Raw genomic sequence first — 24,073 nt, 5'->3', positions numbered from 1 at the left:
ACTTGTAATGCCGCGTTCACATCCCGTACAAATGGTTAGGATACGATTGAAGGATGAGAGATCAAGCATTGAAGAGAGGGAAAGGGGGCGCCGACTTGACGACTACCGTGATGGTCGTGGATGACGAAGCGCATATTCGCGAGCTGGTCCGGCTCTATCTGGAGGATGAGGGCATGGACGTCGTGGAGCAGCAGAACGGCAAATCGGCGTGGGAATACTTGCAGAAGTTCCCGATCGATCTGGTCGTCCTCGACGTGATGATGCCGGAGATGGATGGTTGGGAGCTGTGCGTCAAGCTGCGGGAATCGGGGGACAAGCCGATACTGATCATCACCGCGAAGAGCGAGCCGGCGGAGCGAATCAAGGGCTTCCGGCTCGGGACGGACGACTATCTCGTGAAGCCCTTCGACCCGATGGAGATGGTCATGCGGGTGAAGGCGCTGCTGAAGCGATACCGGATCTCGATGTCGCAGTCCGTCCGGCTCGGGAGCGTCGTGCTCGACCGGAAGAGCTATCAGGTGGAATTCGCGGATTCGGGCCAGACGGCGACGCTGCCGATGAAGGAGTTCGAGCTGCTCTACACGCTCGCCAGTTATCCGGGACAGCTGTTCACGAGGGATATGCTCATTCAGAAAATATGGGGCTTCGATTACGACGGCGACGAGCGGACGGTAGATACGCATATCAAGCGGCTGCGCGAGCGGTTCGCCGATTACGCCTCGGACTTCAAGATCGTCACGCTGCGCGGGCTAGGCTACCGGCTTGAGGCGAACCATGATTAAGTCGCTTTATGCGCGGGTCGTTCTGACTTTTCTCGGGGCGGTGCTGGTCAGCCTGTTCCTCTCGTTGATCCTGATCAATCGGCTGTACGAGAATCAGATCAGAAGCTACGTTCAAGACAACCTGATCAAGAACGGCAAAGAGATTATCGAATCGTATATCGACTCGTATCCGTCCCATTCGGAGATGCTGGTCAAGGGCATTGCCGCCGTGTCCGCTTCCAATGCCGTCAATATCTACGGACCGGACGGCAAACTGCTGCACAGCGATGTCTTAACGGGCAACAAGTACATCTCGCTCAATGATGAGGCGATCGAATTTGTGCTAAAGGGAGGGCTGTACCGCAACCAAAACCCGCATGGGCCCCAATCCATGATCGTCGGACTGCCGTTCCAGATCGGGCAGGAGAAGTTCGCCTTATTCCTCGCGCCGTCGCTTGGACCGTTCTTGAAGCTGGTCGCCCGCTTTATCCAGATCGCGCTGCTGCTCGTGATGTTCTTCGGCAGCTTGTTCATTCTGGTCGCGGCGCAATTCATCGTCCGGCCGCTGAAGCGGCTGACGAGCGCGACCCGGCGCATGAGCAAGGGCGACTTCCGCATCGAGATGCGGACGAAACGCAAGGACGAGATCGGTCAATTGACGCGCAGCTTCAACGCAATGGCGCAGGAGCTCGGGACGCTCGAACGGATCCGGCAGCAGTTCGTCTCCAACGTGTCGCACGAGATCCAATCTCCGCTCACTTCGATCAAAGGGTTCACCCAGGCGTTGAAGCACAAAAAGATGGACGAGGCTTCGCGGCTCAGGTTGCTCGGCATCATCGAAGAAGAGACGGAGCGGCTGTCCCGGCTCGGGGAAGATCTGCTGCAGCTCTCCTCGCTGGAATACGAGCACTTGCAGTTGAACAGGCAAGCCTATCGGTTGGACGAGCAGCTGAGAAAAGCCGTCATCGCGCTGGAACCGCAATGGGCGCCCAAGGAAATTCGTATCGCGCTTGCGCTCGAGGAGATCGACGTGGTCGCGGACGAAGACAAGCTCTTTCAATTGTGGAGCAATCTGCTCGGCAACGCGATCAAGTTCTCGGAGACGGGCGGCGAGATCCAATTGACCGCCATTAGAAGAGGGGATACGGCGACCGTGTCCGTTCGCGATAACGGCGCGGGCATCCCGGAGAGCGAATGGGACCTTATCTTCCGGCCGTTCTACAAGGTGGATCCGTCCCGCGCGAGGACCGTCCCGGGCAACGGGATCGGCCTGTCGATCGTCAAGCGGATCGTCGATCTCCACCATGGAGACATCCGGGTGGCGAGCCGGCCGGGGGAAGGGACGACCTTCACGGTATCGTTCCGGACGGAGACGTCGGACGAATTGTAACCCCCGGTTCACAATGGCGACAAATTCGGGTTCTATACTCCTCTCAGACAAAGAGAGGAGAGAAGCGACATGAACGCGCTAAGCAAGATCAGCTTGAAAAACGGGGTGGCCGTCGTCATCCTGTGCATCCTCGTGCTCGGGTACGGCTTCTATTCCGCCACCCAGATCAAGCAGCAGACCTTTCCCGATATCGAGCTTCCGGCCGTGTTCGTCCAGGCGATGAACCCGGGCGCTTCGACGGAGGAGATCGAGACCGGCCTCACGAAGCCGATCGAAGACAGCCTGAAGAGCTTCAAAGGCTACGATTCGTTGACCAGCACTTCTTCGGAAAATGCGGCCAGCGTCTTCATCCAATTCCCGTTCGGCACGGATATGGAAAAGAAGGCGGCGGACATCGAATCGGCGCTGTCCAAGCTGAAGCTGCCGGACAAGGCCAACTTGTCCGTCCAACGGCTGTCGGCCGGATCGATCCCGGTCTATCAAGCGGCCGTCTACACGGGAGCGGAGGGCGCCGATTCCGAGGCGCTGGCGGCGAAGCTGGCGACCGAGATCGTCCCCAAGCTGCAGAAGCTGAGCGGCGTCAGCTCCGTGACGCTGGACGGGACTTCCTCCGAGCGGCTGAACATTGTCGTCGACAAGGACAAGGCGAGCCGCAACGGCATCTCGTTAAGCGCGATTCAGAGCGCCATCCAGTCGCTTGATTACGCGCTGCCGCTAGGCAATGTCAGCCAGGAGGAGGCGACGATTCCCGTGCGCCTGGTCGGCAGCGTCCATACGCTCGCGCAGATCGAGAACCTGGAGATCGGCAGCGCCGCGGGCGGCCCGGGGCAGCAAAGGGGCGGGGCGGCGGCCGTCAAGGTCAAATTGTCGGATATCGCATCCGTCGCCACCGTGTCGTCACAAGAGGAGATGACCCGGTTTAACGGGAAGCCCAGCTATGTCCTCGGCGTCGTCAAAAATCAGGATGCCAATACGGCCGACGTGGCGAACGAAGTCAAGGACGTCCTGAAAGGCTATCAGGACAAAGGCGAGCTCGATCTGCATGTCATAGAGGACCAAGGCAAGGCGATCGAGGAGTCCGTCTCGTCGCTCGTGCGGGAAGGGCTCTTCGGCGCCTTGTTCTGCGTCGTCATCATCTTCCTGTTCCTGCGCAACGTCAGGGCCACGCTGATCTCGATCCTCTCGCTGCCACTCTCGATCTTCGCCACGATCGCGATCATGAACCAGATGGGCTACACGCTGAACATCATGACGCTAGGCGGCATCGCCGTCTCGATCGGCCGGATCGTGGACGACAGCATCGTCGTGATCGAGAATATTTTCCGGTGGAAGCAAGAGAAGGGCAACGAGCTGAAGGGCAAGGAGCTGGCCTACAAAGCGACCAAGGAGGTCATCGGCGCCGTGGCGTCCTCGACGATCGCGACCGTCGTCGTCTTCGCCCCTCTGGCGTTCGTGAGCGGCGTGATCGGGGAGTTCTTCCGCCCGTTCTCGCTCGCCGTCGTCATCTCGATCGTCTCTTCCTTGCTCGTCGCCGTGATGCTCATTCCGGTGCTCGGCGCCAAGTTCTTCAATCGCGTCAAGCCTCACAAGGAAGGCGGAGGGATGCTGGCGCGCGGCTACGAGAAGCTCATCCGCGGCGCGCTGAAGCGCAAGGCGATCGTGCTCGGCGCGGCGATTGCGCTCCTCGCGGCATCGCTTGGCACCATTCCGCTGCTCGGCGTAGCGTTTCTGCCCGCGGATACCGTCCCGACGGCGTCTATCGAAGTATCGCTCCCCGCCAAGAGCTCCCTGGAGCAGACGAACAAGGCCGCCGGGAAGGTCGAAGCTTACGTGCAGAGCCTCGGAGACGTGACGAATGTTCAGGTGACCGTCGGCGGCGCTTCGGGCAAACGGTTCGCGAACGTCGCGGAGAGCAACAAAGCGAGCGTAAGCGTCCAATTCGCGAAGAGCGCGGACATGGACAAGCTGATCGACAAGGCGAATGCGGAGCTGCCTTCGCTGGTCGCAGCCGAAGCCGAAGGAGCTACCGTGAAGGTCAAGGAAGGCCAGCAGCAAGGCTTGCCGAACGGCAGCGGCATCGACGTCAGCCTCTATTCCAACAATGCGGCCGACCTGTCCCGCGCCGCCCAACAGATCGAGGAACTGATGATGACGCGCACCGACCTGAAGGAGATCGCCAACAACATGAACGACGTCTCGCCCAAGTGGGTGCTGACGCTGAACCAGAAGGGGCTGGACGCGGGCGTCAACGCTTATGCGGTAATGCAAGCCGTGAACGAGCGGTTGAAGCCGGTCGACGCGGGAACGTATACGCTGGACAATGCGAAGCGGGACGTTACGCTGTCTTACGCGCAGCGGATCGGATCGCGGGAGGAACTCGAAGACATCGCGATTCCGACGGCGTCCGGATGGATGAAGCTGAAGGAGATCGCGACCGTCGACGTTCAGAATGCGCTGGTCACGGTCCAGCATGATGACGGCCGAATGTACGCCAAGATCAGCGCCAGCATCAAGGGCAACGATACGGCTGCGGTGACGAAGGCGGTCGAAGCCGACATCCGCGGGCTGGCGCTGCCGTCCGGCGTGGAGCTGGCGTTCGGCGGCGGGCTCAAGATGATCAATGACGGCTTTGCGAGCATCGGCATCGCCATGGCCGCGGCGGTCGGCCTCGTCTTTCTCGTCATGAGCATGACGTTCGGCGGATTGGTCACGCCGCTGATCATTCTGTCCTCGCTCGTCTTTATCCCGGTCGGGTCGCTCGGCGCGCTGCTCGTCTCCGGCCAGGCGCTGTCGATGAGCGCGATGATCGGCATGCTGATGCTGGTCGGCATCGTCGTGACGAACGCCGTCGTGCTGCTCGATCGCGTAGAGAAGAACCGCAAAGCCGGCATGGCCATCACCGACGCGATCGTCGAGGCGTCGGCGACCCGCCTGAGACCGATCCTGATGACGGCATTCGCGACGATGCTGGCGTTGGTGCCGCTCGCGCTGTCGGGTTCCTCGACCAGCCTCATCTCCGGCGGGCTGGCGATTACCGTGATCGGCGGATTGTTCACTTCGACGCTGCTCACCTTGATCGTCGTCCCGGCCATCTACGAGATGGCTTGGAAAAAGCGCAAAGTGCGCGAGGCGGAGAATTTCTAACGTCCATGAACGTCGTCGCTTGCAAGGCTCAGGCGCGGAGCCGGCGTCTGCGGAACGAAGCGTTGGATGCCGTCTAGCGTGGCCTCTCAAGCGGCGGGAATATCGCGGATACAGCCGCATGAACGATACCGGGCGCAAGCCGAACGAGCCGAATGCTCGTTCGGCTTTCGCTCTTTTTTTGGCATCCAGCATTTTTAAGTTTCACGCCTATTCCTTTCTGTATGACCTCCGATCAAAACGTCTCGCCCTCTTCCAAGGACGGCGAAGCTTTTTTTGCTTGGCATCGGGACGGACGTCATGGGATGCGACATTCGGACCGAGCTGCGGCCGAGCTGGCTTGATCTGGGAGGTGGCTTTGCCGAAATCGGCGGTAACCTTTGCGCGAAGGTTTACGTCTAAACCTACAACACAGACATTCCATACGCAAAGGAGCATTGATTTATGCAATCGCATCTGAAGACATTCGCGTTCTCCCTTGCGCTCGCCGGCGTATTCGCCATGACGGCCTGCGCCTCCGGCAACGGCGGCAGCAACGGAGCGGCGTCTCCACCGGCCTCTCCATCGGCTTCCGCCACCTCTCCCGTCGCGTCCGACCCGTTGCCCGGCACCGATCCGACGCCGAGCGCCGGCGCGGGAACCGGCACGAAGCCGCCTGCTTCGCCCCCGGCCAGAACCGCGGAAACGGACGATACCGGCGCGGAGCTGAAGGAGCTGTTGAAGCTCGCGCAGAAAGGGCGGGCGCCCGGCATCGCCTACGCGGCGCATACCGGCCTCATCGACGACGTGGAGAAAGACTGGGGCAAAGCCGACAAGACCGAAGCGGCGGGCAAAGGCATCTATGCCACCTACGCCAAGAAGAACGCCGTCATCGGCTTCAACAAGGGCAGCCAGATCTTCGACGTGCGCTCCAGCGACCCGAAGCTGCAGAAGCTGACGCTCAAACAGATCGAGCGCACGCTGGGCAAGCCGGCGGACACGACGAAGAACGGGGACGACGCGATCTATGTCTACAACGCGGGCAAGCAATTCCAGCTGAAGTTCGTCATTCCGAAGTCCACCGGACAGGTCGACCACATCTCCGTCTTCTCCCCGCAGGATGCCGTCAACAATATGGCGGGTTAATCGTTCGCCGTCCAGGCGGGTATAGACATAGAGAGACCGAAAGGGGGGAGACCATGGAGAATGCGGATACCCGGACATTCACCGAACATGCGATCAAATACGACGGCACGAAAAAGTCGTATCCATGCGTGCGGCTGCGGCAATCCGGTGACGAGCTCGTCCTCTTGCACAAAGTGCGCGAAGCCTTCTGCATGAAGCAGGGAGACGAAGAGCTGTGCATCCCTGCAGGCGCTTATACCGTCGCCTATTATTGGCTGGACCGGCCTTACAACGCCTATTACTGGCTGAATCCCGAGGGCGTGTACCTGGGCACGTACTTCAATCTCGTCGAACGAACCGTCGTCACCGACGATGCCGTGACGTTTCACGACATGATCGTGGACGTGCTGGCGATGCCGGACGGATCCTACGTCGTGCTCGACGAAGAGGAGCTTCCGTCGCCGATGCCCGAATTCGAGGGCGGCAGCGTCGAACGGCATCTGAAGGCGTTGACCGACTCGATCTCGGATACGATGCGGTATCTGGATCGGGAAACGTATCGTCTCATCGCCAGCGGCAGCATCCGATAACCCTGCGCGAACGCGGATTCGCCCCGTTCCGAACGAATCGCAAGAGCCCAGGCTCACGCGGATCATCGCTCCTTAGACGATTCGTCTCCCTGGGCGCGAGAGGGGCGGGTTCGCCCATCCGTGCGCGGAAGCCCGAATTTGACAATCTCCCGCCGCCCGATTATTGTTTTATTCATCAATCAATCGAAGTCGGGTGAGGGCCATGGCCGTTCGGGAAGACCGCAAGGAACAGATCTTGGACAAGGCGGTCGCCATCTTTGCGGAGTGGGGCTACTACAAGACCACGACCGCTCAAGTGGCGCAAGCGGTGGGCGTGACGCAGCCGTACGTGTTTCATTTTTTCAAAAACAAGGAAGAGCTCTATAAAGCCGTCATCGAGCGTTCGATTCTCCGTCTCTACGAAGCGTTCGATGAAGTGCAGGCGCCTGCCGACCGATTGCTGATCGCGCTCGGCGACGCGTTCATGCACATCCTGGAGACGCGCCGGGACGAGATGCTGATGGTCATGCAGTCGCACGTGATCGCGGAACCGTCGATCCGCGAGCTGGTCCGCCAGATGTTCCGCGACATTCACGCGCTGCTGGCCGGACGGATCCGAATGGCGGGCCTCCCGGACGCCGAGGCGGAAGCGAGCGAATTCATCGGACTCGGCTTGCTCATCACGATGGCGGAAGTGCTGGGGCTCCCGGAGCTGATGCGCTTCAAAGAAGAATAAGAACGCCCGCATCCCCGAAGCGCTGCGCTTCGGGGATGCGTCGTCGCGGGGGACTATTGAATGCGGCCGCAAGCGATGCGGTCGCCCGAATTGCCGGTGGGATCCGTGACGTAGTCGTCCGCTTTGTCGTGAATGACCAACGCCGTGCCGCCCGGCTTCAGGAGCGAGTTGGCCGTGCCTTTGGCCAGGGTGACGTGCTTGCTCTCCACGTCGGCATTGACCGTGCCGTCCGCCGCGACTTGGATGTTCGGCAGGTCGCCGGCATGAAAGCCCTTCGGATTGTGGAAGCCGTGCTGCTTGTTCTCCGGATTCAGATGCGCGCCTGCCGACTTAAAGTCGGGCGGCTCGCAGCTTCCCGTCTCGTGAAAGTGTATGCCGTGCGCGCCCGGAGGCAGATTCTTCGCTTCGAGATGGATGCGGACGGCACCAGGCAGCTGCGTAATCCGGGCCTGGCCGATCTCTTCGCCTTTTGCATTCACGATCTTCACGTTGACGACGGGCGACGTCTCCGAACGCGCCTGGGCAGACGGCGCATAGGCCGCGGCTCCGGCCCAGAGAAGCGTGAGCGCGCTCATGCAGAGGGCTGCGATCCGTATTTTCATGGCTGTAGTTCGTCCTCCTAAGTTCCGATAGATTGATGGTTCGGCCTTAGCTTTACCATAATCTGTCTAAACATACCGGACAGGCGGGAACGAAGGACTTTGACCTCGCCTTCGCCGGGATGCCGGTCCGGGAGAACGCCATATTCGAGGCCCTCGAGGCCGGCGGCAGCGGAGTGGATGATTGCTCTCATTTCGACTCGCTTCCTGAAATTTAAGTCCAATGTTACTCCATAATATGGTGTATAATGGGTTTGTCAAAGCCCGCCCATACCGCCATTATCGGCCATCCGGCGGGCTAAAGGAGCGTTCCGATGAGCATATCTTCCGATTTTCGCACCTTCATTCGTTTCCGTTCGGTATGGGTCCTCATCGCCGCCATGTTCCTCTACGGGGTCGGTGTCGGCATCCTCGCGCCGATGAACGCGATCTATCTGCAGAATGACGTCGGCTTGTCCAAGAGCCAGATCGCCGTCGTCTTCTCCGTCTCCCTGCTGTTGAATATGGCGCTGACGATCAGCGTCGGATTTTTCAGCGACAAGCTTCGCCGCAAGAAGCGCATCCCGCTCGTCGCGGCCGGCTTGTGCATCGTCGGCATTCTTCTCTATATGCGGGCCGATAGCTTCGGAACGGCGCTGGCCGGCATGTCGGTCGCCGTCGCGCCTTCGGGCATGATCATGGGGCAGCTGTTCGCGATGGCGCGCAATCACTTCGCCCGCCTGCAGCCCGGCATCGTCGAGATGGCGCAGCTGTGGCTGCGCACGACATACAGCGTCGGCTTCTTCGCCGGTCTGCTGCTGGGCGCGAACATCTTCCTGATCGCGTCCTTCCGGGGCGTCCTCTGGGGCAACCTGTCCGGCTACGTCCTGCTGTTCGCGCTGCTGCTCCTCTATCGCGAAGCGCTCGCCGATCCCGGCGCGCCGCCCGCAAGAGGGGGCGAGCCGTTCTCGCTCGCGCTGCTCGTCGCGCTGCTCTTGCTCTTGTGCGCCGACGCGATCCGCGGCCTGTACTTGCCGCTGGTCGTGAACGCGCGCTTCGGCGATCCGCGCCTCATGTCCTATATCTGGAGCACGCAGGCGATCTTCGAGCTGATCTTCATGACGCTGGCCGGCTACTGGGCGGCCCGCTACGGCAGCCGGAAGGTCATACTCTTCAGCGGCGCGCTCGCCTTGGCGACGTATCTCGTCTATGCGACGGTCGACTCGCTGCCGGTCTTTTTCCTCATGCAGCCGGTCTATTCTTTCTTCGTATCGGTGCTCTACGGCGTGGCCATGGGGGTTGTGCAGCGGATGTTCCTGCAGCGGACCGGCTTCGGCGCGAGCCTCTACGTCTTCATCTCCCAGACGGCCTCGTTGATCGGTTACTTCCTGCCCCTGACGATCGAAGGCGTCACGCCACGCATCTTCTACATTCCGGCGGCGCTCGTCCTGGCATCCGTCGGCATCCTGACGAGCGTGGCGCTGAGGCGGAGCGGTGCGCACGGCCTTTCCGCTTGACCGGGCAGCCCGCTGCCGGCAGCCCTTGTCTGCGAGCCCCGGAACGCAATCGAACCTGAACAGGGAGGAAGATCCAAGCATGATGACAGTCGAACCTATCGTACTCGCCGGAGAAACCGTTGAATTGATTCCCATGCAGGCCGGCCATGCCGAGGGCCTCTTCGAAGCCGGACGCTACCCGGAGATTTGGACGGTGACCCAAGGGAATATCCGCACGCTCGCCGATGCCGAGGCCTATATCCAGAAAGCGTAGGCCCAGCCGAACGCGCTGCCGTTCGTCATCGCGGAGCGCCCGTCGGGCCGGATCTTGGGGAGCACGCGGCTCTTCGATATCTCCGAAGCGAACCGGAATCTGGAGATTTGTTCCACTTGGCTGACGCCGTCGGTCTGGCGGACGAACGTCAATACGGCTTGCAAGCTTCTGCTGCTGCGTCATTGCTTCGAATCGCTGGGCACGATTCGGGTCCAGTTGAAGACCGACTCCCGCAACGTACGCTCCCAGCGGGCGATCGAACGGCTCGGGGCAAGCAAGGAAGGCGTGCTGAGGAACCATATGATTCTGCCGGACGGCTACGTGCGGGATTCGGTCTACTACAGCATCCTCGACCGGGAGTGGCCGGAGACGAAGGCGCGGCTGGAGCGTTACTTACGTCAAAACGGATAAGTCTACGAGGCGCGCGGAGGCGAAGCGATTCGCGGTTGCTCTTTTCCATCCCATTGGATAAAATGGACGGAGAACATACATTCGCATTTCCAACAGGTGGAGGAAGGGGAGAGCCGCCGTATGGAACGGTATTCCGAAGTGGACGAGGTAATCGCCTTTATTCGCGATCATATCGACGAGCCGCTTCCGTTATCCCGTTTAGCCCGTTATGTCGCCTACAGTCCGTACCATTTCACGCGCATCTTCAAAGAACGGATCGGATTGTCGCCGCTCTACTACGTCTCGTCCATGCGTCTGCAGAAGGCGAAGGACTTGCTGCTGCGCACGAACTTGAGCGTCCGGGATGTCGGGCTGGAGATCGGCCAGCAGAGCCTGGGCACGTTCACGACCCGATTTACCGAGCGGGTGGGCGTATCGCCGTCCGAATTCCGGCATTCGGCGCTGCAGACGGACGCGCACTTTCGATCTTTGCAGCAGCTGACGGATTGGCGCACGGCCGATCCGGCGACGCTGGATTACGGCTGCGTACAGGGGACCGTCACCTCGTCTGTTCCTTTCGAAGGGTTCATATTGATCGGGCTTTTCTCCAAGCCGATTCCCGAAGGTCTGCCGCCATACGGCACGCTGCTCTCCTCCTTGGGCGACTTTCGGTTCACGGGCGTCCGGCCGGGCACTTATTATTTGATGGCGACTTCGATCTCCTGGGGGATGGGGGCGATGGATATCCTGCTCCCCCACGCCACCTTGCGGACCCGGTCGAGAGCGCCGATCCGGGTCATTCCCGGGCAGCCCGTTCCCGCCCAGCAGGCGATGCTGTACGAGCCCCGGCCGGACGACCCGCCGATTCTCATCTCCTTGCCGCTGCTGATGAACGTCTTCCTCAGCCGAACGCTCGAACTTAGCCGACGTTGATCCGTCGCCCTGCCTGAAGCCGCGGACCGAATAAGACCGCAAGATAGCGAAAGGCACGGCGATCGGATCTGTGATACAACTAGAGAAGCGGCGATCGTCGCACAGACGGAGGGGGATCGGCATGGAGCAAACGATGCGGCAAGCCGCAGAACCGGAAGCGCGGAAGGACGGGCCGTCGCTCCGGCTCGCCGTGCCCGAATTGTTCTCGTTCGGCGAGAACTACCGATACTTAGCCAACGCTTCGAACGAATGCCTATATCGCTTCCATGAGGGAAGCATCTACAAAGCCGTCCCGGTCGGCACGCAAGCGCCGGTCGTGGAGATTCGAGAGGACCCGATCGAACGCGGTATCCGCATTCGATTCCTGGGGGATGCGCTTCCTTCGCCCGCCGTACAAGCAGAGGTCGTACGTTATGTCCGGGAATGGTTCGACCTGGACCGGGACTTGGCGCCGTTCTACCGCTTGGCGCGGACGGACGCGCTGCTGGATCGCGCGGTGACCGCTTTTCACGGGCTGCGCAATATGGGGATCCCGGATTTGTTCGAGGCGATCAGTTGGGGGATTCTCGGCCAGCAGATCAATCTGGCGTTTGCGTATACGCTGAAGAGACGGCTGGTGGAGCGATTCGGCCGCCGGGTCGTCTGCGAAGGCGAGACGTATTGGACCTTTCCGACGCCGCAAGACATCGCCGGCTTGTCCGAAGCCGATCTTAGCGATCTGCGGATGACCGTCAAGAAATGCGAATATCTCGTCGGCGTGGCGCAACTCCTGGCCGACGGCCGGCTGAGCCGGGAACTGCTGCTCGGGACGGATGACTTGAGGAAAGTAGAGAAGCTGTTGGTTGGCGTACGCGGCATCGGGCCCTGGACGGCGAACTACGTGCTTATGCGCTGTCTCCGCATGCCCTCGGCATTTCCGGTCGACGACGTCGGCCTGCACAATGCGATCAAGATGCTGAACGGAATGGAACGCAAGCCGACCAAGCCGGAGATCTTGGCGCTCTCGGCCGGGTGGACCGGCTGGGAGTCGTATGCGACGTTCTATTTGTGGCGTTTTCTCTATTGAGGCTTGCGCGGGCCGGCAATTCGCCTTCCCGCTACCCCGACGCCTAGCGGCCGGGGGATAATCGCAGGAGATGAATGGCGTTGCGGCAGGAGGGGGAGCGGGAGATGGCCTTTCACGGACAGCGGATACTGCCCGCGGTGCGGAAGATGAGGGACTTGGAGAAGCTGATGCGGATGTCCTATGTCTATGTCGTGCTATTGGACAGCCATATCAGCCAGATCAAGCCGATCCTGGAGATGGCGAACGCCAGCGGCAAGAAGGTGCTGCTGCATGCGGACCTCATCGAAGGTCTGAAAAACGACGAATACGCGGCGGAGTTCCTCTGCCAGGTAATGAAGCCCGCAGGCCTCATCTCCACCCGGGCCGGCGTCATCGCGAAGACGAAGCAGAACGGGCTGCTCGCAATCCAGCGGCTGTTCCTTCTCGATTCGCATGCCCTGGAGAAGAGCTACGCGCTGCTCGAGAGATCCAAGCCGGATTATATCGAAGTGCTTCCCGGCGTTATGCCCCACATGATCGAAGAGGTGCTCGGTCGAGCGGGCATTCCGATCTTCGCGGGCGGTCTCATCCGCACGGTCGCGGACGTGGAGCAGGCGATCGCGGCGGGTGCCTCGGCCGTCACGACCTCCCGTATGGAGCTCTGGCGGCACTTCGACGGAGCGCTGTAGACGCGCGCGGCTGCCTCATCGCTAAGGCCGGGAGACGGGCAGAATAGAATTGGGCGCCAGCGGCTTTCCAAGAAAAGCACCTTGTGGTATCATAAGACACAAGTTAATAGTGGGTTGGAGAACGGGAGACACCGCGACGCTCGGTTGCGCCTTTGGCGCAGCTGATGAGGTTGCGGTTTTTTTGTTGCTTCGACGTATAGAGGAGGCATTTGCCGTCATGGAGCAGGGGATGTCAGCCGCCGGCCGAACCGACCGGCTGCGCGGGATGGAGCAAGAAAGCTGGGACGTGCTGGTCATCGGAGGCGGGATTACCGGCGCGGGCATCGCGCTGGATGCGCAGAGCCGGGGCATGCGCACGGCGTTGATCGAGATGCAGGACTTCGCCGCGGGCACTTCGAGCCGATCGACGAAGCTCGTCCATGGCGGATTGAGATACTTGAAGCAATTCGAGGTGAAGATGGTCGCGGAGGTGGGCAAGGAGCGGGCGATCGTCTACGAGAACGGGCCTCACGTGACGACGCCGGAATGGATGCTGCTGCCGATCTATCAAGGCGGCGCCTTCGGCAAGCTCTCCACGTCGGTCGGTCTGGCCCTGTACGACTATCTCGCCGGAGTGAGACGGAGCGAGCGCCGCAAGATGCTTCGCGCGGCGGAGACGATGAACCGGGAGCCGCTGCTGCGAAGCGAAGGGCTGAAAGGCGGAGGCTATTACGTGGAATACCGCACCGACGATGCCCGGCTGACGCTGGAGGTTATGAAGAAGGCGGTCGAAGCCGGCGTCAACGCGGTGAATTACGTCAAAGCGGAGGAACTGCTCTACGAGCATGGGCGGCTTGCAGGCGTCCGCGCCGTCGATCGGATCGGCGGCGGCAGCTATACGATTCGGGCGCGCAGAATCGTCAACGCGACCGGGCCGTGGGTCGACGCGCTGCGCGAACGGGACCGCTCCAAGCAAGGGAAGACGCTGCGGCTGACCAAAGGCATCCATCTCGTCTTCGACGGGCGCCGGTTCCCGCTGCATCAAGCGATCTACTTCGACACGCCCGACGGCCGCATGCTGTTCGCCATCCCGCGCGACGGCAAGACTTATGTCGGCACGACGGACACGGACTATGAAGGGGACCCGGCTCGCCCGACCATGACCGAGGCCGACCGCGACTACGTGCTGCATGCGGCCAACGAGATGTTCCCGGGCGTGAAGCTGACGGCGCAGGACGTGGAGTCGAGCTGGGCGGGGCTGCGTCCGCTCATCTATCAGGAGGGCAAGTCGCCGTCCGAAGTGTCGCGGAAGGACGAGATCTTCCGCTCGCCGTCGGGCATGCTCACGATCGCCGGAGGCAAATTGACCGGCTACCGGAAGATGGCGGAGACGGTCGTGGATCTGTTGTCCCGCGAGTTGACCGGCGAGGGCGGAGGGCCGTTCCGGCCGTGCGCGACCAAGCGGATGCCCGTCTCCGGCGGGGACGTGGGCGGATCGGCAGGCTATGCCGCGTTCGTGAGCCGTTGGCGGGCGGAAGGCGTCCGCCGCGGCCTGTCCGAAGCGACCGCCGAACGGTTGGCCAGCCGATACGGATCGAACGTCGCGGCGGTCTACGATCAGCTGCGGCATTCGGACGGCGAGCGCGGCGACGCGGGCGCGCTGCCGTCGGAGCTGTACGCATCGCTGCTGTACGCGATCAAACACGAGATGGCGGCGAAGCCGGTTGACTTCCTTATTCGCCGGACGGGCGCGCTGTTCTTCGATATCGCGCTCGTCCGGACATGGAAGGGCGAAGTGATTCGTATGATGGCGCGGGAGCTCGGTTATACGGAAGACCAGACGCGCGCCTACTCGGAAGAGTTGGAACTGCACCTGCTGGAAGCCGTGCATCCGACGCCCGCCGATGGTCGTCCTTGATGCGGCTTTTGCGCGTCATCCCGGCAATCGATAAAGCGATCGGTTCTCGCGCCCTGCGGTCACTTCGCATAGTCTCTCCTTCATAAAATTTTAAGAACCGCTTCATCCGCTGTTTATCAAGTTCACTTATCTTAGAAGGAGGAACTGGGTACGATTATGATGGAGGGTGATGCGGCATATGGAAGCGACAATCGGTGCGTTGAAGGACAAGCAGATGTGGAGCAAGGTTCCGGCGATTACGATTTTTTTCTGGATTATCAAAGTCATGGCGACGACGGTGGGGGAGACGGCGGCGGATTTCCTGAACTTCAATCTGAATTGGGGATTGACCGGTACGACCTTGCTGATGGGCGGGTTTCTGGTAATCGCGCTGATCCTGCAATTCCGGTCCAAGAAGTACACGGCCGGCATTTACTGGCTTGCCGTTCTGCTCATTAGCGTGTTGGGCACGCTCATCACGGACAACCTCACCGATAACTTCGGCGTTCCGTTGGCGTTGACCACCTTGATCTTCGGCTTGGCGTTGGCCGCGACTTTTTGGGCTTGGTACGCCAGCGAGAAGACGCTCTCGATCCACTCCATCTACACCGCCAAGCGGGAAGGGTTCTATTGGTTGGCCATCCTGTTCACCTTCGCGCTGGGCACGGCGGCAGGCGATTGGTTCTCGGAAGGATTGAACTTAGGCTACGGGGTATCGGCGCTTATCTTCGTCGCGCTGATCGGGATCGTCACGTTCGCTTACTATGCGCTCCGCTTGGACGCCGTTCTCGCGTTTTGGATCGCGTATATCCTGACCCGTCCGCTGGGAGCTTCGGTCGGCGATTATCTGTCGCAGCCGCGCGACGAAGGGGGACTCGGATGGGGAACGACCGGCATTAACATCTTTTTCCTCGTCACGATCCTCGCACTGGTCCTCTACCTGACGAGAACCAAGCGAGACGTCGTCTCCGTGCAACACGAAGGTTGAAGAGCATGAACGAACAAACGACCGTCTCCGATATGCAGCGGGGGCGGTCGTTTTTTTGCGATGTTACGATGCCTGGCACCGTATGGAGTACGCAACCGCCCATAATGAACCCGCACCGCTGTGGGTTCTATTTGGATTTTTATTCCGCCGGCTGCTAGGCGCATTATAGACATTCCCCAAGCTTTCTCGCGCCTTGCTTAGCAGGTTTTCACTCAAAATGGAGGAATAATCTTTTTATAAATAAAATATTGGAGAATATATTTACATAATTCAAAAGGGCCCTTATAATCGGATTTGTAAGTGCTTTCGTTTCTAGCAGCGATCCTTCGCTAGATGACTCTGTTACATCCGCAAATTACCCACAAGGAGAGGTTAGCGAATGAACAAGACCAGGTACGGCAAGGCCGCGTTATCCGGAATCACCCTGCTGCTCGCCACGGGCATGGTGCTGTCCGGCTGCGGCGGCAACGGCGACAAGAACGCTTCGTCGGGGGGCTCGGACAACGGGGGCGGCGCAGGCGGCAAGAAATCGAAAGTCACGGTCTGGTATCTCTGGGGCGGCAAAGAGGGGCAAGTCATCGAGGACGTCATCAAACGGTTCAACGACAGCCAAGACAAGATCACGGTAGAAGGCCTGTCCGTGCCGGACGAACAGAAGATCAAGGTCGCCATCGCCGGCGGCAAAGGTCCGGATCTCACGGACTCCTTCGCCAGCAACGTCGCCCAGTACGCGAAGGAAGGAATCGCCCTTCCGCTGGAGGACTTGATCGCTAGAGACAAATACGACATGTCCGACTTCGTGCCCGCGACGCTCGAGCAAGGCAAGTATGACGGCAAGCTGTTCGCGCTGCCGCTCAACATCAACATGAACGGCATGTTCTACAACAAGAAGCTGCTGGCGGACGCGGGCTACACCGAGCCGCCGAAGACCAGCAAAGAGCTGATCGAGATGGCGACGAAGCTGACGAAGACGAGCGGCAACGGCGAGATCGAAGTGCTCGGCTTCCCGTCTTACCCGGGCTTCCCGTTCCAGGCGCTGACCTACGGCTTCGGCGGCACGTACGTGTCCCAAGACGGGAAGAAGGCGACGTTCGACCAGCCGGGTGCCCTGGAAGCGCTTCAAGCTATCTATGATTATAACAAGCAATTCGGCGTGAACAACATCAAACAGGTTCAGGCGACGGGGAAATGGCTCGATCCGACCGACCCGTTCATGTCCGGCAAGCAGGCGTTCCGTTTCGACGGACCGTGGCTGTCGACGTTCATGGCGAACAACAACATCAAGCTCGATTACGGACTCGCGCCGCTTCCTTACCTGGACGGACACGCAGACCTGGCGGGGAGCAACGAAGCGCAGAGCTCGATCTTCTACATCGCCAAAAATTCCAAAAACGTCGACGGCGCCTGGGAATTCATGAAGTTCATGTATTCGGCGCCGGAGCTCGCGAAGGTCATGGGCGGCATGGGGAATATCCCGGCGCGCACGACTTCGATGAAGGACCCGGTGTTCGGCACGATCGCGGATGCCGACAAGTTCATGGAGTTCGCGCAGAACGCCAACGTCAAAGCGCTGCCGAACATCGCGCAGCTGCCCGATCTCTTGAACAAAGTCGTGAAGGAAGAGGGCGAAGCGGTCTTCAACCTGAAGAAGACGCCGGAAGAGGGCATCGCGGCCATGCAGAAGCGGGCGCAAGAGCTCCTCGACAAGTAGTTCGGCTAAGCAGTTAATTCATCGGATCGCGCTTGCGCCGGCTCGGCGCGAGCGCGGTTCACCGGATGGAGGACGGGAAAATGCGCAGGAAAGCGAATCTTACGGGGCTTTTATTTTCCGCTCCGTTCATCTTGGGGTTGCTGGTGTTCACGCTGTATCCCACCGGGGCCTCTCTGGTTTACAGCTTCTCCGACTTTAACCTCTTCAAGCCGCTCGCCTGGGTCGGCCTGGACAACTACAAGTGGATTTTCCAAGAGAAAGAAGTATCCAAGAGTATCCTCAACACGCTGTACATGGTGCTGCTCGCGACGCCGGTCAGCTTGATCGCGGGACTGCTTACCGCGCAATTGCTCAACCTGAAGGTGAAAGGTCAGTCCATCTTCCGGACATTCTTCTATATTCCGTCCATCGTCCCGGTCATCGCCTCGTCCCTCGTCTGGATGTGGGTGCTGAATCCGAAGAGCGGTCTGATCAACTCGCTGCTGGATCTGGCGGGTCTGAGAGGGCCCAACTGGCTGCTGGACGCCGCTTGGACCAAGCCTTCGCTCATCCTCATGACGGCCTGGGGCTCCGGCGGCGTCATGATTATCTTCCTGGCGGCGCTGCAGGACGTGCCGCGCAGCCTCTACGAGTCGGCTGACATCGACGGGGCCGGCTCCGTGCGGAAGTTCTTCTCGATCACGCTGCCGAGCATCTCGCCGATTATCTTGTTCCAGCTGGTCATGAGCCTGATCGTCTACTTCCAATATTTCGCGCAAGCGTTCATGCTGGCCTCCTTGACGAACTCGGGCGCCGACCAGACGATGGCCGGGCCGGAGAAGTCGCTGCTCTTCTATGCAATCCTGCTGTACCGGGAAGCCTTCGTCGACTTCCGGATGGGGCACGCGAGCGCCATGGCGTGGGTTCTGTTCATCATTACCGCCCTCGTAACCTGGTTGGTCTTCCGATCTTCCAAGCGATGGGTCACATACGGAGGCGATTGAGATGACCTTGGTGAAAAGGAAAGTCGTACCCTATACGCTGCTCGTCCTGCTCAGCCTCGTCTTCGCCGCGCCGCTGCTGTGGCTGCTGTCCACTTCGCTGAAGTCGAAGGACCAGCTGTTCGTCACGAAGCCGCTCTATTTCCCGTCGGCGCCGCGCTGGCAGAACTATGCGGACGTCTTTCACACGATCGACTTCGTGCGGCTCTCGGCGAATACGCTGCTGGTCACTTTATTGACGGTCGCCGGACTGCTGATCTCCGCGCCGTTGGTCGCTTATGCGACCTCGCATATCGAGTGGCGGGGCAAGAAGCCGCTGTTCGCCGTCGTGCTGGCTACGTTGCTGCTGCCGTATCAAGTCACGATGGTGCCGCTCTATATCGTATGGTCCAAGCTCGGCGCGATCGGCACTTACGTTCCGCTGGTGCTCCCGGCCTTCCTGAGCGCGGGCGCCGGATATTATGTCTTCCTCATGCGGCAGTTCTTCATGACGATCCCGAATTCGCTCGTCCAGGCGGCGCGAATCGACGGCGCTTCCGAGATGCGGATCTACGCGCAGATCATGCTGCCGCTCTGCAAGCCCGTCATCGCGACGGTCGGGGTCCTGGTCTTCCTCAGCACCTGGTCGGACTTCCTGGGCCCGCTGCTGTACTTGAACGACGAGCGGACGTATACCTTGTCTCTCGGCCTGTACGCGTTCATGCAGACGCATTACGTCGAATGGGAGCAATTGATGGCCGCTTCCGCCATGTTCACGGTTCCGATTATCGTCCTGTTCTTCCTAGCGCAGAAGCAATTCATCGAAGGCATTGCGCTCACGGGTATCAAAGGGTAGGGGGAAAACGTCCTTGCCGCTGCGGATCCAACATACTTCCATAGAAGCCGGTGAGTGCATATGAGCAAAACAATCGACTTAACGGGTTTAAGAGGAGGCATGGTCGTATCCTGCCAGGCCTATCCGGGCGATGCGACCTACGGCAGCGAGATCATGGTCCGGTTCGCGCTCGCGGCGCTGGAAGGCGGCGCGCTGGCGATCCGGGCGAACTCGCCGCCCGATATCAGCGCGATCAAGCAAGCCGTCAAAGTGCCCGTGATCGGTCTCTGGAAACGGGTCTACGCGGACTCGGACGTCTACATCACCGCCACTCGCGCCGATGCGATGGCGGTCGTGACGGCCGGCGCCGACATCGTGGCGCTTGACGCGACTGCCCGCAGACGCCCGGGAGGCGAGAGCCTCCAGGAAGTCGTCTCGTACTTGAAGCGGGAGACCGACGCGCTGCTGATGGCGGACGTCTCTACGCTGGAAGAAGGCATCCAGGCGGAACGGCTGGGCTTCGACATCGTCTCGACGACGCTGTCTGGCTACACGCCTTATAGCCCGCAGACGAGCGATCCGGACTACGCGCTCATCGCGGCGCTCAGCCGCAGCATCCGCGTACCGGTATTCGCCGAAGGGCGGATTCATACGCCCGAGCAAGCGAGGCGCTGCCTGGAGAACGGCGCGCATACCGTCGTCGTCGGCACGGCGCTGACTCGGCCGCACGTCATGACCCGCAAGTTCGTGGACGAGATCTCGCACGTCCGCGACCGAAGTCAAGTCGAGAGGGGCTGATCTCATGCCGAGTGCGGATGCGCACGGGCGGAATCGCAAGCGCGGCCGCGGTGAAGCCGTCGCGATGCGGAGCTGCGCGCGGAAGATGACTGCGAGGCAGCCGCCGCGAGAGGCGCGGCGTGGCCGAAGCGCGGCGGAACGGCGGGCGAAGAGGGCGATGCGAAGCCAAGGCGCGGTCGCGGAATGCCGGGGACGGGCATCGGTCGCGAGGCAGCCGGTAGGGGAGGCGGATGGTCCATGACGCCGGCGTTGACGATCGGCAGCGCGCTGCTGTATATGTGGGCGCTGATTCAATCGCTGCCTTTTGCGGCCGCTTACTTCGGCGGGAGCTATATCAAGGCGATCGTCTGGGCCGCCGTCGCGATGGCGGCGATCCTAATCGCCGGCGCGGCCGCCGCCCGCAGGCTGGGGCCGAAATCTTTCTTGCTTTTGCTCGTCGCGGCGAGTCTCGCGGTCCGTCTCGGCTGGGTGCTCTGGATCGACACGCCGCCCGTCTCGGACTTCAAAGACATGTACGACGCGGCGGTCCGGGGGGCCGGCGGGGACTTCTCCTTTGCCGGCAACGAATACTTCAGCAGATGGGCCTATCTGGTCGGCTTTACGCTGTACGAGACGGTCGTCGTGAAGCTGTTCGGCGCTTCGGTGCTGGTCTTGAAGTTACTGAACGCCGTCTTCGGCGCGGCGACGGCCGTCGTCGTATACCGGATCGGCAAGGCTTGCTTCAACGCCTACTGCGGCAGAATCGCCGCGCTGCTCTACGCCTTCTACCTGCCGAACATCATGATGTGTTCCGTGCTGACCAATCAGCATCTGTCCACCTTGCTGTTCACGCTCGGCTGCGGCCTGCTGGCGACCGGGCGGCTGCGTTCGCGCTTCGGCTGGCTGTGGATCGGCTTGCTCTTCGCCGCAGGACAGATCATTCGGCCGCTAGGCGCGTTCTACGTGGTCGCGGCCGTCGTCTACGGACTCGTCTGGCTCGTCCGCCGGCCGGAGAACGCGCGCCGGACCGTGCTGCTCGCCCGATTGGCGGGGCTCGCCGTCGTCTACTTCGTCGTCTTGCAGCTGGTCGGACAGCTGTTGATCGGCGCGGGCATCGCGCGCTACCCGCTCGCGGCCCAGGAGCCCTACTGGAAGTTCATGGTCGGGCTCAACCGCGAGACGACGGGCGGCTGGTCCCAGGCGGATACGGACTACGCGCTCTCGTTCCCGCTCGGGTCCGTCCGCGACGAGGCGGAACTAACGCTCCTCCGGGAGCGGCTGCGCACGGTCGAGCTGAAGTCGCTGCTCTGGGACAAAGCCCGCCTCCTCTGGGGCGCCGACGACGCTTCCGCCTACTGGAGCCTCTATCAGACGAAGCAAGCGCAGCTGCAAGCGGACTTCAATCGGGCGGAGCGCGCGTTCTACCTGGCGATGGCGGCCTTCGGCGTCATCGGCGCGCTCGCGCTTCTGCGCAGGCGGGCGGAGGAGAGGGGCTATGCGTTGTTCGCGCTGCTCCTCGTCGGCTACGCCGCGATTCATCTCGTCATCGAGATACAGACGCGCTACCGTCTCGACATGATGCCCGCCTTCGTGCTGCTGCAAAGCTTCGGCATTTATACCGTCCATCAATGGATGCAGACCGCAAGACAACATATCCCGAATTGGAGGCATTCCCCATGGAAAAAATCAAGGTCGCTGTAATCGGCTGCGGCACGATCGCGAACTCCGCGCACATTCCCGCCTATATGGCCAATCCGAACGCGGAGATCAAATACTTCTGCGACATCCGGCTGGAGCGCGCCGAGCAGGCAGTCGAGAAATACGGCGTCGGCCAAGCCGTCGCGGACTATCGGACGGTCCTGAACGACCCGGAGATCGAAGCGGTGTCCGTCTGCACGCCGAACGACGTCCATGCGTCGATCTCCATCGACTGCCTGCGCGCGGGCAAGCATGTCTTGTGCGAGAAGCCGGCGGCGCGGACGTACGACGAAGCGCTGGAGATGCAGAAGGTTCAGCACGAGACGGGCAAGGTGCTGAACATCGGAGTGGTCAACCGCTTCAATACGGGCGTGAACAAGATCAAGAAGCTGATCGCGGACGGCGAACTGGGGGAGCTCTACCATGTCTACGTCAGCTTCCGCGCGCACCGTTCCATTCCGGGCCTTGGCGGCGCGTTCACGACCAAAGCGATCGCGGGCGGGGGCGCGCTGATCGACTGGGGCGTTCACTTCCTGGATATCGTCATGTACTGCTCGGGCGATCCACGTCCGAAGACGGTGTCCGGCCAAGCCTACAGCAAGCTGGGCGTGGAGATGGAGAAATACGCTTACGTGGACATGTGGGCCGGCCCGCCGGACTACAACGGCACGTACGACGTCGACGACTTCGTCACCGCCCTCATCCGTACCGAAGGTCCCGGCATCACGGTCAACGGCGCCTGGGCGCAGAACATCGGCGAGAGCGAGATGTACATCGACTTCCTCGGCGACAAAGCCGGCATCCGGCTGCAGTACGGCGCCGACTTCAAGGTATACAGCTCGAAGGACGGCTCGCTCACGGAGACGGTCCACAAGTTCAAGAACGACAACCACTTCCAGCAGGAGATCGACAGCTTCCTGCGCGGCATTCGCAGCGGGGAAAAGCTGCCGTCGCATATCGATACGGTCATTCTGACCTCGCAGATTCTCCAGGCCATCTACGATTCCTCCGAGCGGAGAGCCGAGATCGCGCTTGGCTGACGGGTGCGGAACCACTTGAAGACGAGGAGGAGAAACCGCTTGAAGAAGATTGGCTTCATCGATTATTTCCTGGACGAATGGCATGCCGAGAAGTACCCGAACTGGATCAAGGAAGCGACGGGAGGCGGGATGCAGGTCGCCTACGCCTACGGCAAGATCGATTCCCCGAGCGGAAAGACGAACGCGGAGTGGTGCGCGGCCCACGGCGTGGAGCTGCTGGATTCGATCGAAGCGGTCGTGGAACGGAGCGACTATCTGGTCGTCCTGTCGCCGGACCATCCGGAGTACCACGAAGAGCTCTGCCAGCTCCCGCTGCGGTCGGGGAAGCCGACCTATGTCGACAAGACGTTCGCGCCCGACCGGGAGACGGCGATCCGACTGTTCGAGCTGGCCGCGCGGCACGGCACGCCGATCTGTTCGACTTCGGCGCTGCGCTACGCTGCCGAGTATGCGGAAGCGGCGGCGCTCGAAGTCGCCACCCTGCACAGCGTCGGGCCGGGCCGCTTCGAGAACTACGCGATCCATCAGATCGAGCCCCTGATCGCGCTCATGGGCGGATCGCCCGACCGCGTCATGTCGATCGGCACGTCCGAGGCGCCGGCGTTGCTGATCGGGTTCGCGGACGGCCGCCAGGCGGCGATCCATCACTTCGGCTGGGAATGCCCGTTCGCGATGACGCTGAACGATCGGGAGGGGCACGCCCATACGCTGAAGGTGGATTCGGACTTCTTCGCCGTCTTTATCCGGCAGATGGCGGCGTTCTTTGAGACGGCGGAGCCGCTGGTCGCGCCGGCGGAGACGATCGCGATCGTCTCGGTCATCGAATACGGCCTGCGCGCCATGCAGACGCCGCACGAATGGGTCGCGATCCCGACGACGGCTTAGCGCTTCGGATTGCAGCTGGATGCATAAAGATGAGGTGCAAAGGGACTGTCCCAGAAAGGCCGATCGGGCCCGGAGGGACAGTCCCTTGGTGCATTTTCGCCGGGACACGGCCAATACGCACATTCTCCGCTATAACCCGCCAACCGCTGATGAAGGTCGTTTACATACGCACATTCGCCGACCCAGCCAACCGACCGC

At 61.1% G+C, this 24,073-nt stretch carries 20 protein-coding genes and 1 pseudogene; 20 read left to right on the top strand and 1 reads right to left on the bottom strand.

Annotated elements, in window-relative coordinates; translation table 11 throughout:
- The first annotated feature begins 110 nt into the window (after positions 1–110).
- The 6 genes from H7C19_RS31085 to H7C19_RS31060 all read left to right on the top strand — a co-directional run bounded on the left by H7C19_RS31085 (position 111) and on the right by H7C19_RS31060 (position 7,701).
- A complete protein-coding gene (locus H7C19_RS31085) occupies positions 111–782 on the top strand; it encodes a response regulator transcription factor (protein ID WP_281385060.1) in 672 nt (223 codons plus the stop codon).
- The gene (locus H7C19_RS31080) at positions 775–2,151 is read left to right on the top strand and encodes a sensor histidine kinase (RefSeq protein WP_246470122.1); all 1,377 of its coding nucleotides are present in this window, start codon (positions 775–777) and stop codon (positions 2,149–2,151) included. The genes H7C19_RS31085 and H7C19_RS31080 overlap by 8 nt, the downstream gene beginning before the upstream one ends.
- 69 nt (positions 2,152–2,220) lie before the next feature.
- Positions 2,221–5,295, top strand: coding sequence for an efflux RND transporter permease subunit (locus H7C19_RS31075; RefSeq protein WP_185672970.1), 3,075 nt, complete (start codon positions 2,221–2,223; stop codon positions 5,293–5,295).
- Positions 5,296–5,736: 441 nt separating this feature from the next.
- Complete coding sequence (locus tag H7C19_RS31070) at positions 5,737–6,417, top strand: YjgB family protein (protein WP_246470121.1); 681 nt, start codon at positions 5,737–5,739, stop codon at positions 6,415–6,417.
- Positions 6,418–6,470: 53 nt separating this feature from the next.
- Complete coding sequence (locus H7C19_RS31065) at positions 6,471–6,986, top strand: ribonuclease FAU-1 family protein (RefSeq protein WP_185672969.1); 516 nt, start codon at positions 6,471–6,473, stop codon at positions 6,984–6,986.
- A 202-nt stretch (positions 6,987–7,188) separates the two neighbouring features.
- Complete coding sequence (locus tag H7C19_RS31060) at positions 7,189–7,701, top strand: TetR/AcrR family transcriptional regulator (protein ID WP_185672968.1); 513 nt, start codon at positions 7,189–7,191, stop codon at positions 7,699–7,701.
- A gap of 53 nt (positions 7,702–7,754) precedes the next feature.
- Here the strand turns inward: H7C19_RS31060 and H7C19_RS31055 are convergent, their stop codons facing one another.
- On the bottom strand, positions 7,755–8,303 hold the full coding sequence (locus H7C19_RS31055) for a superoxide dismutase family protein (RefSeq protein ID WP_185672967.1): 549 nt from the start codon (positions 8,301–8,303) through the stop codon (positions 7,755–7,757).
- A gap of 311 nt (positions 8,304–8,614) precedes the next feature.
- On the opposite strand from H7C19_RS31055, the gene H7C19_RS31050 reads away from it, so the two are divergent.
- From H7C19_RS31050 to H7C19_RS30985, 14 genes and pseudogenes are all read left to right on the top strand, one after another.
- A complete protein-coding gene (locus tag H7C19_RS31050) occupies positions 8,615–9,796 on the top strand; it encodes an MFS transporter (RefSeq protein WP_185672966.1) in 1,182 nt (393 codons plus the stop codon).
- 79 nt (positions 9,797–9,875) lie between these two features.
- A pseudogene (locus H7C19_RS31045) lies at positions 9,876–10,460 on the top strand (GNAT family N-acetyltransferase).
- 120 nt (positions 10,461–10,580) lie between these two features.
- A complete protein-coding gene (locus H7C19_RS31040; RefSeq protein ID WP_185672965.1) occupies positions 10,581–11,372 on the top strand; it encodes a helix-turn-helix domain-containing protein in 792 nt (263 codons plus the stop codon).
- Positions 11,373–11,493: 121 nt separating this feature from the next.
- Entirely contained in the window at positions 11,494–12,438 is a 945-nt protein-coding gene (locus H7C19_RS31035) for a DNA-3-methyladenine glycosylase family protein (RefSeq protein WP_246470120.1), read from the top strand.
- 104 nt (positions 12,439–12,542) lie between these two features.
- Positions 12,543–13,106: a glycerol-3-phosphate responsive antiterminator gene (locus H7C19_RS31030; protein WP_185672964.1), complete on the top strand. Its 564-nt coding sequence runs from the start codon at positions 12,543–12,545 to the stop codon at positions 13,104–13,106.
- A gap of 217 nt (positions 13,107–13,323) precedes the next feature.
- Positions 13,324–15,003, top strand: coding sequence for a glycerol-3-phosphate dehydrogenase/oxidase (locus H7C19_RS31025; protein WP_221469573.1), 1,680 nt, complete (start codon positions 13,324–13,326; stop codon positions 15,001–15,003).
- 178 nt (positions 15,004–15,181) lie between these two features.
- Positions 15,182–15,970 (top strand): COG4705 family protein, encoded by a 789-nt coding sequence (locus tag H7C19_RS31020; RefSeq protein WP_246470119.1) that lies wholly within the window; start codon positions 15,182–15,184, stop codon positions 15,968–15,970.
- A gap of 379 nt (positions 15,971–16,349) precedes the next feature.
- Positions 16,350–17,681 (top strand): ABC transporter substrate-binding protein, encoded by a 1,332-nt coding sequence (locus H7C19_RS31015; protein WP_185672962.1) that lies wholly within the window; start codon positions 16,350–16,352, stop codon positions 17,679–17,681.
- 80 nt (positions 17,682–17,761) lie between these two features.
- Positions 17,762–18,664 (top strand): carbohydrate ABC transporter permease, encoded by a 903-nt coding sequence (locus H7C19_RS31010; RefSeq protein ID WP_246470118.1) that lies wholly within the window; start codon positions 17,762–17,764, stop codon positions 18,662–18,664.
- 1 nt (position 18,665) lies between these two features.
- Positions 18,666–19,496, top strand: a complete 831-nt coding sequence (locus H7C19_RS31005) for a carbohydrate ABC transporter permease (RefSeq protein ID WP_185672960.1) — start codon at positions 18,666–18,668, stop codon at positions 19,494–19,496.
- Between the two features lie 60 nt (positions 19,497–19,556).
- Positions 19,557–20,273 carry an N-acetylmannosamine-6-phosphate 2-epimerase gene (locus tag H7C19_RS31000; protein WP_185672959.1) on the top strand — a complete coding sequence of 239 codons (717 nt, stop codon included), beginning with the start codon at positions 19,557–19,559 and terminating at the stop codon, positions 20,271–20,273.
- A 237-nt stretch (positions 20,274–20,510) separates the two neighbouring features.
- Positions 20,511–21,953 (top strand): glycosyltransferase family 39 protein, encoded by a 1,443-nt coding sequence (locus H7C19_RS30995; protein ID WP_185672958.1) that lies wholly within the window; start codon positions 20,511–20,513, stop codon positions 21,951–21,953.
- Entirely contained in the window at positions 21,929–22,990 is a 1,062-nt protein-coding gene (locus H7C19_RS30990; RefSeq protein ID WP_185672957.1) for a Gfo/Idh/MocA family protein, read from the top strand. Before H7C19_RS30995 ends, H7C19_RS30990 begins: the two co-directional genes overlap by 25 nt.
- 39 nt (positions 22,991–23,029) lie before the next feature.
- Positions 23,030–23,875 (top strand): Gfo/Idh/MocA family oxidoreductase, encoded by an 846-nt coding sequence (locus H7C19_RS30985; RefSeq protein ID WP_185672956.1) that lies wholly within the window; start codon positions 23,030–23,032, stop codon positions 23,873–23,875.
- Positions 23,876–24,073: the final 198 nt, after the last annotated feature.

Origin of the sequence: Cohnella nanjingensis (assembly GCF_014212125.1) — a bacterium.
GTDB lineage: Bacteria > Bacillota > Bacilli > Paenibacillales > Paenibacillaceae > Cohnella > Cohnella nanjingensis.
The sequence above is the reverse complement of the archived record's forward strand: the minus strand, read 5'-3'. Positions and strand labels throughout refer to the sequence as shown.